Source organism: Paenibacillus sp. FSL R7-0128, assembly GCF_038002245.1.
Lineage (GTDB): Bacteria > Bacillota > Bacilli > Paenibacillales > Paenibacillaceae > Paenibacillus_AQ > Paenibacillus_AQ silagei.
The window spans coordinates 554,531-568,527 of sequence record NZ_JBBOCD010000001.1 but is presented as its reverse complement, the minus strand read 5'-3'; the positions used below and the strand labels follow the sequence as shown (position 1 = coordinate 568,527).

The window sequence follows — 13,997 nt, the reverse complement described above, 5'->3', positions numbered from 1 at the left end:
CGTTACCTAAGGCATGTGCAGATGTATCCTGTGATACATTCTGTGCATGCCTTTTTACTGTGCGGGGCACAGGACCTCCAATCCCTCCGCCGCAATTCCCCTCGCAGGCCAGTCTCATAAGCTGTCCTTCTCCGGCATATAATGAACCGATGAAACTTTAGGACGGGAGGACTGCATGTCATGCCATATGTATTCGTTGCACCGCCGCCAGTACAGATTCTAGGGGAGATTGCCTTCTGGAAAAATCAGGAGAAGGAGCATGCCGAGGTCCTGATCCAGATCATCCCACGCCTGGAGGAGCCATATGTAAAGCTGCTGGAGGACTGGGCCATTGTCTTCCTGGCTACAGAACAGACGGCGCAACAGCTGCTCGCTAGTCCCCAGGCACCGGACACAGGCGGTCCGGGGAGTCCATCTGCCGAAGCCGGGCTGCTGCTGCACACCGCCTGCGACCAGTCCGCCGAATTCATCCGGCACCTGAAGGCCATGAAGGAGGCCAGCGCCGCCGTCAATGCCTTCCCCCTCGCGGGAACCACGCTGCTGCACTTCATCCGGGAGTCCGAATACTTCCTCGCTGTACTGGCCGCTCTGACTCCTGCGGACTACGGACCCGGGATGCTGCGGATGAATCCGCCGGAACAGGGTGAACCCGCTCCTTCACCCGCTCCTGCTGCAGGCGGAGACAGTCTCCAGGGAACAGGAAGCTTCGCAGTTCCGTTATGGGAATCCCGCGAGGCAGGCTCGGTTCCCATCGGCGGGCATACGCTTCCCCCTCTGCCTTATGCCTATAATGCTCTGGAGCCGTATATTGACGAGAAGACGATGATCATTCATCACGACAAGCATCACCAGAGCTATGTAGACGGGCTGAACAAGGCGGAGAACAAGCTGGCGGAAGCGCGCCTGAGTGGCGACTATGATCTGGTTAAGCATTGGGAGCGGGAGCTTGCCTTCAATGGGGCCGGACACTATCTGCATACGATCTTCTGGAATGTCATGTCCCCGCAAGGAGGCGGCCGCCCCTCCGGCGCCCTGCTGGACGCTATAGAACGCAGCTTCGGAAGCTATGATGCCTTCAAGGCCCAGTTCACTGAGGCCGCGGGTAAAGTCGAGGGCGGCGGATGGGCTATTCTGGTCTGGAGCCCGCGCAGCCGCAGACTGGAGATTCTGACGGCTGAGAAGCATCAGAATCTGTCCCAATGGGATGTCGTTCCGCTGCTGGCGCTCGATGTGTGGGAGCATGCCTATTACCTCAAGCATCAGAACAACCGTGCAGATTACATCCAGGACTGGTGGAGAGTCGTGAACTGGCCTTATGTCACCGAGCGTTACCGGGCTGCCCGCAAGCTGGTCTGGCAGCCTTTCTGAGGCTCTGTGGTGTATTCGTTTTCCGCATACAACAAGCACGCGCACCTTCAGCGCGGCACATTGTATTCGTCTTTCGCATACGTTCTGATGAACTTCTCCCTCTCATGGCGGCGTTCTGCATATCTCTGCGTATCTCTGGCCAATTCTGAGGTTGTTCACTCTCACCGGCTGCTTGAATGGAGTAGCATTGTTTCACTTCTTGCAAGATTTCTCTAAATTTATTAGAAGCTGTGGAGTATTGGGCCACACACCTTCGCGCGAGCACAATGTATGCTGTTTTCACATACATTCGGTCCGTGTGCCTGCTTGCGAGACAATGTATACTGTTTTTCACATATATTTGGTTCATATGCCTGCTAGCGAGCATAATGTATACTGTTTTTCACATACATTCGGTCCGTGCGCCTGCTTGCGAGCACAATGTATGCTGTTTTCCGCATACATTCGGGTTACATGCCCGCGCGCTAACAAATGTATGCTGTTTTCCGCATACATTCGGGCCACATGCCTGCGCGCTAGCAAATGTATGCTATTTTCCGCATACATTCGGGCCACATGCCTGCGTGCCAGCAAATGTATGCTGTTTTCCGCATACATTTGAGCCACGCACCTTCGCGCGCAAAAGCCCGCCGCCACTGTTGAAGTGGCAGGCGGGCTTTTGCGCTTGCAGGGCCGGTCCGGCAAGCTTATCCTTCACGGCTCCGGCTTTATTCCTTGATCAAGGCCAGGAATTCGGCCCTTGCCGCAGCGTCCTCACGGAAGGTGCCGCGGGTGGCCATCGTAACCGTCTTGCTGCCCGGCTTCTTCACACCCCGGGCACACATGCACAGATGCTCCCCTTCGACTACAACCATGACACCGTGCGGATTCAGCACCTCGGTCATGATGTCGGCGATCTGGGCTGTGATGCGCTCCTGCACCTGTAACCGGCGGCTGACCGCTTCCACGAGCCGGGCCAGCTTGCTGAGTCCAGCAATGCGGCCGCTGGGCACATAACCGATATGCACCTTGCCGAAGAATGGAGCCATGTGATGCTCGCATTGGCTATAGTAGACAATATCCTTCACAATGACCAGCTCTTCATGAGACTCGTCGAAGGTGACGCCCAGCGCTTCACGCGGATCAACGGAATAACCGCCGAAGATCTCTTCATACATCCGGGTCACTCTGGCCGGTGTTTCCAGCAGGCCTTCACGGCTCGTATCCTCACCGATTAATTCCAGAATCTTCTCTACATGATACTCAATCTGCTCACGGTTTACAGAAACCTTCCCGTTCTTGTACTCCTTGATGCCCCCCATGAAAACTCCCCCCTTCCGCACCTGCAGCTGACTCTTATCTATTTCATACGATCATCATTATTACTTCTTGCGGGACTGTCCTTTGCCCGCAGCGGGACGCCCCGGCGGATTGCCGTTCTTCATCATCTGCTGGGCTCGCTGCATTTGCTTCCCGTTCAGGTTGTACCCCATTTGCTTGGCAACCTTCTGCAGCATTTCAGGATCATTCTGCATCGTTGTCATCTGTCTGCGCAGATAATATACGCCGATGAAGAATCCGCCGATCAGACCTACCACAAGCGTAATAATAGGCAATGCAATATTCATCTGTAATCCACCTTTGTACTCTATTGTCTGGCGATAACCCTGTTCAGGCACGCGAATCTATCATAGCATTTCAACAACTGGACAGCAATTGGCAAATCCCGCTGGCAGCCGGTTCATTTCCCGTCCGCTGCTCTCTGCTCGCGCAGCTTGCCTGCGGCCCGCTCCAGCATGTCGCGCACCGTAGCGTCCGCTTCGCTCTCCAGCGCCTGCTGGACTGCCGCAAGCGCTTCTTCGCCGCCGATGCGGCTGAGCGCCCAGGCAGCCGTCCCGCGCATCACCGGCCGCGTCTCCTTCAGCACAATCTCAGTCAGCTTCGGCACGGCCGATGCCTCCTTGAAGTTACCCAGCGCGATGACCGCATTGCGCTGGATCGGATTCTTGCCGCGCCAGGCGGCGGAGCTGCTGCCGAATTTCTCCTTGAACCCCCGGTTGCTGAGGTCCAGAATCGGCAGCAGCAGCGGCTTGACCACCTCCGGGTCAGGCTGGAGCTGCGGGCGGTGATTCCAGTTCTTGCCACGGTTCTGCGGACAGACAATCTGGCAGGTATCGCAGCCGTAGAGCCGGTTCCCGATCTTGGTCATATAGTTCTCGCTCAGGAAGCCCTTGGTCTGGGTCAGGAAGGAGATGCAGGCCTGGGCATTGAGCTGTCCCGGTCCGACCAGCGCGCCGGTAGGGCAGGCATCGATGCATTTCGTGCAGTCACCGCAGCCCTCCTGCACCGGCTGGTCCGGAGGGAGCGGGAGATTCGTCACCATCTCCCCCAGATAGATCCATGATCCCCACTTGGGAGAGATAATCGCACAGTTCTTGGCACTGAAGCCGATCCCTGCCCGCTCCGCTACTGCCCGGTCTACCAGCGCTCCCGTATCCACCATGCTCTCCAGCACAGCATCCGGGACACGCTCACGGATGAAGCTCTCCAGCTTCGCCAGCGCTTCACGAAGGACATGATGGTAATCCTGGCCCCAGGAGGCGCGGGCCAGAATGCCTCTGCGTGCACCCGGCTCGGATTTGGGCGGATTCTCCATCTTGGAGGGATAGGCCACGGCAATCGCAATGATGGAGAGCGGCTGCTCCCCGGACTGGAGGGCGGGAATCGTCCGCTTGTCCAGGTCAGGCTCCTCGAAGCCGGATTCGTACCCCTTGTCCCGATGCTCCTGAAGAATGTTCTTCAAATATAAAAACGGCTCCGCAGTGGTGAACCCGATATCATCGATACCGAGCGCAGCTGCAGCCGCCTTAATCTCAGCCTTAAGTTCCTCCCATTTGGAAGGAGGCGGAGCGTAGCCTTTCTGGATGTTGAGATGCATATCCGCCTCTCCTTTATAGATTGAATAAGGTTGCTCTACAGGGCCTTCATCTTAGAGAGAGGCCACCAGATCAGGGAGACCTTACCCACAATACTCTCCCCTGCGACAGCGCCGAAATAACGGCTGTCCTTGCTGGCTCCGGCATGCCGGTTGTCCCCCATGACGAAGTAGGTCCCCGCTTGCACGGTCAGACTGCTGAAATCGGGATCTTCTATAGATGTATCGATATATGGCTCATCCAGCAGCTTGCCGTTGAGATAGAGCTGCTGGTTCCGTACTTCAATAATGTCGCCGGGAATGCCGATCACCCGCTTGACCAGATATTCCTTGCGGCTGGGTCCCGTACTGGGATCATGAAGGACGACAACCTCCCCGCGGCCCGGATTCCCGAAGCTGAGGGCGATTTTATTAATAATCAGCTTCTCCCCCTGATAGAGGGTAGGCTCCATGGATTGGCCGATTACAGTTGACACGTTGAACACATAGATATTAAGCAGCGACATCACAGCGAACACAATCCCCGCCGTAATGATCCACTCCCGCATATCCTTGATCCATGTTCTTCGGGACTTCTGTCTGGACTTGTTATGCGTCACTGATCTGTATCTTTGTCTGCGGCTCCGCATGAAATCTTCTTCAAGCTCCCGGTTCATAGGCCACCTACTTGCTTCGATTGGGTTATCCGTTCCTTAACAATAGAAAAGCATATCTCCCGCCCATTTGCAATGGACATAGGGAAGATATGCTTTAGTATAATGAAACAGACTATGCAGGAATACCCATATTCAAAGTATCCGCCCTGCAACAGTTCTCTACTCTGACCTTTGATTCCGCTTACAGCAGCGGTTCAACAACAGTTACCCGACAATGCTCAGCTTGCGCACGGATTTGAAAATGTGGTTCTCGTCATAACCCATGGCTTCATATAGAGGCATTGCAAAAGAATTGTGTTCATCGACGGCAACATAAATGCCGCTGACCTTCCGCGCCTGAAATCTGCTCTCCATAGCCGTTACAAGACTCTTACCGACTCCTCTGCGGCGGTAATCCGGATGGACGGCAATGCGGAAATAACAGCCGTGATTCTTCTCAATCGTACCAATCAGCGCACCGATGATTTCTCCTTCATCCTCAGCAACTACAATGAGATCAGAATCCCATGACAATTGCCTGGAGAAAGGCTCGATCGTGCTCTCGAAACATTCTTCCGATAATGCGGTCTGCAGCAATTCAGTCACTGGAGTTACATCGCTTAATTGAAAGGAACGAACGTGCATACTTTCAAGTCTCCCTTTTCTATGGCTTATGATTTTACAAAAAGAAGGAGTTTCCATAACAGCATAAAGTGGAAAAAAGCATCAAAAACCGAGGAATACCTGCTTTTGTCTCTATTAAAGCACACTTTTCTCGCGTTATCATCATTTTTCTTTTGAAAGCGCTTGATATGAAGCGTTTACATTCAATATAGTTTCATATTTAACATCTATTAGGAGATTACAGTAGTCAAAACGTCCCGGTTACGAAGCCTCACTAGTTTAACACAGCCTTAACACTTTCAGTGAGCTGCGGGCGGGAAAATACTTTTTAAACATTTTTGTTTATTTAATGTTGCATTATTGTTCCAGATGCGTTTTAATAATAGTATCTCAACGGATATATACCCAAACCAACATATAATCAGGAGGGATTTTTCCATGGCTTTTCAATTACCGGCACTTCCGTATCCGAACAACGCACTTGAACCACACATCGACGCATTGACGATGGAGATTCATCATGACAGGCACCATAACACTTATGTGACGAACCTGAACGCCGCACTGGAAAAGGCACCCGAACTGCAAAACAAAAGCATCGATGAGCTTCTGACCGACCTGAACGCTGTACCGGAAGCGATCCGCACAGCGGTCCGCAACAACGGCGGTGGACATGCCAACCACACCCTGTTCTGGGAAGTGATTGGACCGAATGGCGGCGGCGCACCAGCCGGCGCACTGGCTGCTGCCATTGACAGCGAGCTGGGCGGCTTCGATAAATTCAAGGAAGACTTCGCGGCTGCAGCTACTACACGCTTCGGCAGCGGCTGGGCTTGGCTCGTGGTGAAGGACGGCAAGCTTGCCGTAACCAGCACACCGAACCAGGACAACCCGATCAGCGAAGGCGCAACTCCAATCCTCGGCCTCGATGTATGGGAGCATGCCTACTACCTGAACTACCAGAACAAACGTCCTGACTACATCAAGGCGTTCTGGAACGTAGTGAACTGGGAAGAAGTCGGCAAGCGTTACGAAAGCGCGAAATAAGCATCTGCCTTCAGCATGATGCTCTAAGCAAACAGGTTCACCTCTGCCGTAATGGCGGGGGTGAACCTGTTTTTATTTAAAATATAAGAATTTATATGTTCCACACGATAACTTATCCTTCTATTTCTCGCTGAAACGGTACCGTCCTTTAAAAGGACGGCAATGCCGTTTCCACTTGCCACGCTAAGCCAGGCTGAATTCACTGCCTGAACTTGGCGTTCAGAGCGTCGTACTCACGCCGGGTGACCGGAATTACCGTTCCATGGCGGGGGCTGGCCGGCAGCTCATAATCAGTGGATACCGTCCACTTACCCGAATCAAGATCTTCCGTCTCCAGCGGGATGTACCCTCTCCCTCCGAATTCATCCACAAACAGATACCACTTCTTCTCTGTATTGGATTTGAACAGGGTTGGCCCTTCAATGCCCTTTAGTCCGCCGACACTCCCGCTTAGCAGCTTCACCTCAGGCGCAAATATTGAATCCAGGGACTCCTGGAACACCATTTTGCCAAAAGGCGATTCCGGGCCTTGCTCGCGCTCATCCTTGGTGAATCGGTAAATCTTCCCGTTATATGCCGCCATAGTGGTATCAATGATCGAATACCCGTAGTCCATATAGACCTGCGGCTCTGTGAACGCGCGGAAATCGCGTGTCTTGCTGTACAGGATTGTCTGGTAGGCGTCCCCGGTGTGAGTAGAATCGGTGTACATCCGCGAGGCCCAGAATACGATATATTCTCCGCTCTCCTGGTCATAGATCACCTCAGGTGCCCAGGTATTCCCCGCTTCCTCAGGTGAGACCTTGGCTTCCCAAGGCTCCGACCAGTCCACGAGATTATCCGATTCCCACACGATAATCGCCCGGCTGCCCTGTGTCTGGGCTGCGCCCCAATCCCAGTTGCCGTTGATCTTCAGATCGGTGGCGATCAGATAGAACTGTCCACCTTCAGGTGAACGGATGATGAAGGGATCTCTGACCCCCTTGTTGCCTAAGCTGGACCTAAGCACGGGCTTCCCGCTATTCAGCTCCTTCCAATGCAGCGGGTCATTGCCTTCGCTGAGGGCGAAGTATACCTGCTCGCCGTCCCCGGTCCCTTCGCCTGTGAAATAGGTGAACAGATAGCCCGCATAGTCCGCCGCCGCCGGAATGTCCTGTGCAGCTTGATTTCCGGTAACCTGAGTTCCGGCAACCTCACCCGGCTGGCCTGCCTGCTCCTCTAGCTCCGGCCCGCCTGCCACCAGGGTCACCACCGACTTGGCCGGGATAACGGCCTGGAATACCTGCTCCCCATCTGCTGTCCAATCAGCAGCTACATCAACGGCCAGATCCTCACTGCGGGCCAGATCCAGCTGCATATTGGTTACATAGGAACGCAAGGCAGATGCCTTCAGTCCCAGTCCGCTCAAGGTGAGCTGCACCCGCTTCTCCTCCAGGCTGTCATTCACCAGCACCGCCGTCATGCTCTGCTCCTCCTCGTGTACATAAGCAGAGCCGAGCAGCTCGCTTCCGGCGTCCTGGCTCAGACCGGAGAGCGCAATCCGCACCGCTCCGGGGCGGATGAACTTGCTGTAATTGCCTAGCGACCACAGGATCTTCGAGGTCAGGATGTTCTGCCCGTCTCCAGGCTGATTGTAGTCGGTGTACAGCAAGCCGTCCTTGTAATCTACCTTGGACACTGCGGTCCACCACTGCCATGCGGCTGCATCCGCCTCGGTCAGATCGAAGTGAATGGTGCGCGCCACCTGCAGCGCGGGCTCCATCCCCAGATCCCGTCCAGGGCCATAGTCGCCCATAATGCAGTATTCGGTGACCCAATATTTGGCCTGCGGATCATATTGCTTCAGATTGCGCTCCAGCAGCTTTCTTAGCTTCACCAGCCGGTCGTCGCCAGAATGACTGTAGTCGGACCAGTAGGAATGCGAGGCGATCTTGTTGCCTACCGCTTCCTTCAGCACAGGGTCACCCAGCAGGTCCTTAATGTATTCCCGGTATTTTCCCAGCCCCAGGCTGTTAGCCCCGCTGGAGTAGACGCCGCTGCCCGTGAATTCCCGGTAGTGTTCATCATCCAGCAGAGAGGTAATCTCCACCCCGTCCGGGGCACTGATCTGCGCTTCCAGCCCGCTGGCACGGAGCTGGGCATGCAGCTCCAGAATCACCCGCTTCAGATCGTCATTGTTGTACCGGCTGGCTTCCTGCTGCGCATGATTCCAGTCCCAGGTCGGCTCGTTAACGGGGCTGATATAATCGAACTCCAGCCCTTCCTGCTTGAAATGCTCCAGCACCTCAATCAGGAAGGAGGCGAAGGCCGCTTCATAGCCTTCCTTCAAATTACTGGACCCTACCTCCGGATCAGGCTGGGCATGGCCGTTGCCGGTCATCCAGACCGGCGGGCTGTTGACGAAGGCAATCAGGGATTCGACTCCGCGCTCCTTAGCCGCCCGCAGGAACCACTGCTGGCCGTCCTGCCTGCTCCAGTCGTACGGCGCTTCCTCCGTTATTTTGAAGGCTTCCGTTCTACGCCACGGATCTGGAATGATTGCCTGATCGGTCTCCGCCGAGCCTGCGCCTATATTGAAGCGCCAGGCCGACAGCCCGATCCCTCTGCTGCGTGAGAACAGCAAATCTGCCACCTTGTTCTTATTCTCTTCGGTCCACTCCTTCCCCAGGGGGTCCATGGACCAGGCGTCGGACGCGCCAAAGTTATCGATAGTCTGATAGCGGACATTGCCGTCTATCGTCACTGCCGCATCCGGCGGTTTCTGGTGCTGCACAGGGATTTCCTCCTCTTTCCTATTACTGAACAGAATCATAACAACACACGCTAGAACAACGCCGGTAACCGCCATAGCTGCCAGCCGCTTCATGCTCCTATCCTCCTCCTAACCGACCAGACCGGACCGCTCCACACTCTCTACGAAATGCCGCTGAACGAATACATAGAGAATAATTAGCGGCAGAATCGCCATCAGCACACTGGTATTCATCATCATGGACATGAAGAACGGGTCCTGAACGAGCGAATTCGCCGCCTGGCCGCCGCCTGTCATGTAGGTAGCAATGCCGTAGCCGGCCGATGACATCATCGATGACATGACCTTCGGTTCATTCAGATACATGTTGGTGAAGAATGAGTCATTCCACTGCCACACGAAGGAGAACAGCATCACCGTTACCATAGACGGAATGGCATTGGGCAGAATCACCCGGGCGAAGGTCGTGAAATAGCCCGCTCCGTCCACATAGGCCGCTTCCTCAATCTCCCGTGGAATGCCCTTGAAGAACTGGCGGAAAATATAGACATACAGCCCTGTCTTAACGCCCATCCCGAGCATTGAAGAAATAATAAACGGCCAATACGTGTTAATGAGATTCGCCGGCTTCCCCGTGAACAGCTCAATCAGGCCGAACAGGTCAAAGTTCTTGAAGTGCAGGTACAGCGGGATCATGATTGTCTGGGAGGGGACAAGAATCGTAAAGATCACTGCCGCGAACAGCAGCCCGCTCCCCTTAAACTTAATCCGGGCAAAGCCGTAACCGGCCAGCACACAGATGATCGTCTGAAGCACCATGACCGCTGAGGACAACAGCATGGTATTCCGCAGTACTGCCGGATAGTTCATCGCCTTGAATACGAGCCTGAAGTTCTCCAGGGTGAACGCCTGCGGTACCCAGATCACGGTGGAATCATACAAATCGTCCATACTTTTGAACGCAATCGACAGCTTCAGCAGGATTGGGTACAGAATGACGAACGATATGCCGAAGACCAGCACAAAACGGGCGATCACCCACAACCATTTTTTTGAAAATTCCACCCAATAGGCGGCCGAAGCCAGCCGGTGCAGCTGCTCTTTCTTAGAGCGGTGCGGCATTGCTGCGGTCTCTGTCTTCATGAATGCTCCTCCTTCCAAGCCGCTAGTCTTGATAAAAGACTTTACGTGAGATCAGCGCCGTCGTTACCCACAACAGCAGCGCGATGATAGCAAAATACATCCAGGACATGGCTGCGCTCAGCCCGAAATTGAAGCTCTTGAACGCTGTATCCACCACCATCCGGCTGGTCTGGTCGCTGATGAAGCTGTCGATGATGGTATAGACCAGATTCGTCAGGATCAGCGGGCCGATCATCGGAAACGTAATTTTCCAGAAGGCCTCGTAGCCTGTGGAGCCTTCAATCTTCGCCGCCTCATACAGGGAAGGGGAGATCGATTGCAGCCCCGCCAAAAAGATCAGAATCTGCACGCCCGATTGGCTGACAATCTCATAGATCCGGCTCACCGCTCCAGTCAGATACTGCACCACGGTGGGGCTCAGACCGGATTCGATCAGCAGCGTGGTCAGCTCCAGATTCTTGATCACCGACAGGCCTCCGCCCGTGGAATCACTGGCGCTGCGCACAACGGACTGCATCAGATCCCCGTTCTCAATGCTGGCAATAATGCCCGAGGCCAGAATGACCGGCAGGAAGAAGATGGCCCGGGCCAGCACCCTGCCATGGAACTTCTGATTGAGCAGCACGGCGAAAAACAGGCTGAAAATCAGAATAAGCGGGGTGTTCAGCACGATATTCATCACGGATTCCGTTAATGTCCGGACATAGGATTCATGGGAGAACAGCGCCTCCCGGAAGTTCGCGAGTCCGATATACTTCAGCGTGAAGCCCTCATCATTGACCTGCAGGTTACTGAGGCTGAACCGCAGGGAAGACAGCAGCGGCGTCAGGAACAGGAAGCAGAAGCCCGCGAACCAGGGAAGAATAAAGTACAGGCCGTAATATCTGTTTTTTTGCTCCAGGGACAGCTTCTTAAGCTTCATTATGGCTGCTCACCTCCTACCCGGTAATTCCGTCCGTCTATGGTTACTCCGCCCACAGTCACCGGTGCACGGTTATAATTCACTATAATTGCGGTACCCGCTTCATAGGTCGTCTGATAGACACCGGCCGCAAGCTTCTTATGCTCCTTGATCGTCTGGGACTGGACACTCTTCAGTACACGGCTCAAGGCCTGATACTGCCCGGCTGCCTGGTCAATCCAGCTGCGGTAATCGGCTGAATACAGCCGGTCGAAGCCTGTCATCTTGATATTAGAGGGATCTGCATAGAACCAGGTATAATAAGGTGCGCTCCCGGTCTCCAGCGCCTTCAGCAGGCTGAGTGATGCATCCTGATCGTCAGCCATATTCCAGGCGGTTCCGGCATATTGCAGATAGCCGTGGTACACCATCTGGAAGAAGGGGATGCTCTCATCCGTAATATTGAACCCGCTGCTCTGCATGGGCGCAGCCACTATATGACGGGCGAAGGGCGCCGCGTACGCATTGCCGCCTTCCACCATCAAGCGGGGCACCGAGCTGCTCATGCGCTCCAGCTGCTCCTTGACGATTCCCTCGGCCCGCTGGCGGTCCACCAGATCCTCCGCATTGAAATCGGAATTCAACCCGCTGCCGAGATCCCGCAGGGACAAGCCGTCCACTCCAAGCGCTGCATAATCCCCGAGGAAGCCGTCTACCACACCCGGCAGTACCCGGGGGCTGACGACATAACCGGAGGGCTGCTTCACATCCAGCTTCAGCATGGAGAAGTCGAAGGGATACGTATGCGCCAGCTTGCCCGTAATCAGCCGGGAGGCCTGTGATTTACGTAAGCCCTTGGCTTCCGGGAAGGTCTGCAGGAACGAAGCATCGGGATACAGTGTAATTCCCTTATCCTGTGCGTAAGACTGCAGCTCCTGAAGCCCTTTTGCCCCGCCAAGCTTGCTGTCCACCGATACGCCCTTCGGGTAATTATGGTTGATGCCGCCGTTGAACCATCCGGTATACCGCAGTTGAATGTCCCCGATCCCCTTCTCCTGCATCTGCTCCAGAATGACCTCGGCCTCCTTGAAGGAAGTAAGCGGCTCATAAGCGCTGTAAGGAATGCCCAGGAAGAATTTCTTCTTCGGAATGCCGCCGATCAATTCCAGGTAGAAGGGAACGTCCTCTGCCCCTTCCAGCCTTGCCATCCCGGTATGTTCGATTAAGTACTCCCGGTATTTCGCAGCCATGCCTGAATAGCTGGCTTCCTCCTGATCAAGGAAGCTGTACGCTACAGTGATATCTCCGGGGAAGATACCTGCCTGAAATTGCTTCACCGTACTGGAGCGCCAGCCGTTGGTCAGCGTCACTTCCTCCAGACTGCCCAGCGTATAGCTGGAGAAGACATAGTTATACTGATTCAGCCGCCCGCTGACGTCTGCCTCCACGGCTGCAACCGCATCTCCGCTCTCGATCACCGCCAGGAAGCCGCGGTCCTGAACCTTCATACCAAATACAGGCAGCCGTGCGGTCTCCTCCTTTTGCACTTGCCCCAGCTGGGTCAGCGCAGCATCCGGCCCGTACATCGCGGTACGGTAAGGGGTTGCATAGAGCTTGTTATTATTGAAGTGTATCAGCGACCCGGAGCCGTCAGGCACCAGGCTGTAGCCTTCATCCTTCGTCCCGCTCGCCCCAAAAAACGGAAGCAGCGACAAACTCTGAATATGCATATTATCCGGATAACGGACCTTATCGCCCGGGATGCTTACCCGCAGCAGCTTCCCGTCCAGCCGGTATTCCAGGGGAAGCGTCACCAGAGCGGCTCCGTCCTCCTCTTCACCGTAGGCCGCCTTATCGATGGCGATTTGCGCCTCATCATAGCCGATCTGCCCGAACAGGGAGGTTACCTTCTTCAGCCCCACTCCCTTGAAGGAGGTATCCCTTCTTTCATACCGCTTGTTCGGCTCATCGTACCTGAACCGCTTCTCAATCTCCTTCTTGTCACTGTCCTTCTCAAGGCGCCCGATGATCAGGGTACGGAAGCGTTCTTCACTGATGTATTTGGGAATGCCGTCGATATTGCTCTTGACCTCCCCCAGCGTATACACGATATTCAGGCTGTCGCCCGATTCCTCGATGGTGAACTGGCTGCTCTGCACACTGTGGGTGTAGTTGTCGTAGTTCATCAGATTGCCCTTGCTGTCATAATAGGTCAGCTCCACCTGCACATTCAGCTTGGATTTGTTATATCCGGTGGCGACAGCATCCTGTTCGCGGTCCTGCGGGTTAGAATACCAGAGCGCTCCGCTCTTCTTATCCTTAACGGCGATCTCCGTGGTCATCTGATTCAGATACAGGGTCAGATATTCGTTGTCCAGTGCCTCCTTCATGTCTGCGGATAGCTCCGGCGATTTCGGGGTCGGGGTGTCCTGCACGCTCTGCGCTGAGGATTGTATCGCTGCTTCGGATGGTTTCGCTGCTTCAGACTGTACCGCCGATTCAGCTTCAGGTGCGGATTCGGCCAAGTCCGCGTACGGCAGGACAGCTGCGCCGCTGAGCATAAGCACAATTGCAATGATGGTTAGCTTCTTCTTCAAAGCCTGGCTCCTCCTT

At 54.7% G+C, this 13,997-nt stretch carries 11 protein-coding genes; 2 read left to right on the top strand and 9 right to left on the bottom strand.

Going from position 1 to position 13,997, the window contains the following annotated elements:
• Positions 1-180 precede the first annotated feature (180 nt).
• Positions 181-1,368, top strand: coding sequence for a Fe-Mn family superoxide dismutase (locus tag NST26_RS02415; RefSeq protein WP_340956314.1), 1,188 nt, complete (start codon positions 181-183; stop codon positions 1,366-1,368).
• A 707-nt stretch (positions 1,369-2,075) separates the two neighbouring features.
• On the opposite strand, the gene folE is transcribed toward NST26_RS02415, so the two are convergent.
• The 5 genes from folE to NST26_RS02390 form a co-directional block, all read right to left on the bottom strand.
• Complete coding sequence (gene folE, locus NST26_RS02410; protein WP_036723782.1) at positions 2,076-2,669, bottom strand: GTP cyclohydrolase I FolE; 594 nt, start codon at positions 2,667-2,669, stop codon at positions 2,076-2,078.
• Between the two features lie 60 nt (positions 2,670-2,729).
• Positions 2,730-2,975, bottom strand: a complete 246-nt coding sequence (locus NST26_RS02405) for a YneF family protein (RefSeq protein WP_036723780.1) — start codon at positions 2,973-2,975, stop codon at positions 2,730-2,732.
• Positions 2,976-3,088: 113 nt separating this feature from the next.
• Positions 3,089-4,285 carry a tRNA epoxyqueuosine(34) reductase QueG gene (gene queG / locus NST26_RS02400; RefSeq protein WP_339253363.1) on the bottom strand — a complete coding sequence of 399 codons (1,197 nt, stop codon included), beginning with the start codon at positions 4,283-4,285 and terminating at the stop codon, positions 3,089-3,091.
• Positions 4,286-4,320: 35 nt separating this feature from the next.
• A complete protein-coding gene (gene lepB / locus NST26_RS02395; protein WP_081751075.1) occupies positions 4,321-4,938 on the bottom strand; it encodes a signal peptidase I in 618 nt (205 codons plus the stop codon).
• A 204-nt stretch (positions 4,939-5,142) separates the two neighbouring features.
• A complete protein-coding gene (locus tag NST26_RS02390) occupies positions 5,143-5,562 on the bottom strand; it encodes a GNAT family N-acetyltransferase (protein ID WP_036723776.1) in 420 nt (139 codons plus the stop codon).
• A gap of 417 nt (positions 5,563-5,979) precedes the next feature.
• Between NST26_RS02390 and NST26_RS02385 the strand changes: the two genes are divergently transcribed.
• Positions 5,980-6,588 carry a superoxide dismutase gene (locus tag NST26_RS02385; protein ID WP_339253361.1) on the top strand — a complete coding sequence of 203 codons (609 nt, stop codon included), beginning with the start codon at positions 5,980-5,982 and terminating at the stop codon, positions 6,586-6,588.
• A gap of 199 nt (positions 6,589-6,787) precedes the next feature.
• Here the strand turns inward: NST26_RS02385 and NST26_RS02380 are convergent, their stop codons facing one another.
• The 4 genes from NST26_RS02380 to NST26_RS02365 are packed head-to-tail and all read right to left on the bottom strand — an operon-like array spanning position 6,788 to position 13,981.
• Complete coding sequence (locus tag NST26_RS02380; RefSeq protein WP_340978403.1) at positions 6,788-9,454, bottom strand: glycoside hydrolase; 2,667 nt, start codon at positions 9,452-9,454, stop codon at positions 6,788-6,790.
• Between the two features lie 15 nt (positions 9,455-9,469).
• Positions 9,470-10,483 (bottom strand): carbohydrate ABC transporter permease, encoded by a 1,014-nt coding sequence (locus NST26_RS02375; RefSeq protein ID WP_081751074.1) that lies wholly within the window; start codon positions 10,481-10,483, stop codon positions 9,470-9,472.
• A 22-nt stretch (positions 10,484-10,505) separates the two neighbouring features.
• Positions 10,506-11,405: a carbohydrate ABC transporter permease gene (locus NST26_RS02370; protein WP_209877854.1), complete on the bottom strand. Its 900-nt coding sequence runs from the start codon at positions 11,403-11,405 to the stop codon at positions 10,506-10,508.
• Positions 11,405-13,981 (bottom strand): DUF5696 domain-containing protein, encoded by a 2,577-nt coding sequence (locus NST26_RS02365; RefSeq protein WP_339253356.1) that lies wholly within the window; start codon positions 13,979-13,981, stop codon positions 11,405-11,407. Before NST26_RS02365 ends, NST26_RS02370 begins: the two co-directional genes overlap by 1 nt.
• Between the last annotated feature and the right edge of the window lie 16 nt (positions 13,982-13,997).

Bases quoted from the DNA above. Each gene is read 5' to 3' on its own strand.
- NST26_RS02415 (WP_340956314.1), top strand. From the start codon at position 181: ATGCCATATGTATTCGTTGCACCGCCGCCAGTACAGATTCTAGGGGAG.
- folE (WP_036723782.1), bottom strand. From the start codon at position 2,669: ATGGGGGGCATCAAGGAGTACAAGAACGGGAAGGTTTCTGTAAACCGT.
- NST26_RS02405 (WP_036723780.1), bottom strand. From the start codon at position 2,975: ATGAATATTGCATTGCCTATTATTACGCTTGTGGTAGGTCTGATCGGC.
- queG (WP_339253363.1), bottom strand. From the start codon at position 4,285: ATGCATCTCAACATCCAGAAAGGCTACGCTCCGCCTCCTTCCAAATGG.
- lepB (WP_081751075.1), bottom strand. From the start codon at position 4,938: ATGAACCGGGAGCTTGAAGAAGATTTCATGCGGAGCCGCAGACAAAGA.
- NST26_RS02390 (WP_036723776.1), bottom strand. From the start codon at position 5,562: ATGCACGTTCGTTCCTTTCAATTAAGCGATGTAACTCCAGTGACTGAA.
- NST26_RS02385 (WP_339253361.1), top strand. From the start codon at position 5,980: ATGGCTTTTCAATTACCGGCACTTCCGTATCCGAACAACGCACTTGAA.
- NST26_RS02380 (WP_340978403.1), bottom strand. From the start codon at position 9,454: ATGAAGCGGCTGGCAGCTATGGCGGTTACCGGCGTTGTTCTAGCGTGT.
- NST26_RS02375 (WP_081751074.1), bottom strand. From the start codon at position 10,483: ATGAAGACAGAGACCGCAGCAATGCCGCACCGCTCTAAGAAAGAGCAG.
- NST26_RS02370 (WP_209877854.1), bottom strand. From the start codon at position 11,405: ATGAAGCTTAAGAAGCTGTCCCTGGAGCAAAAAAACAGATATTACGGC.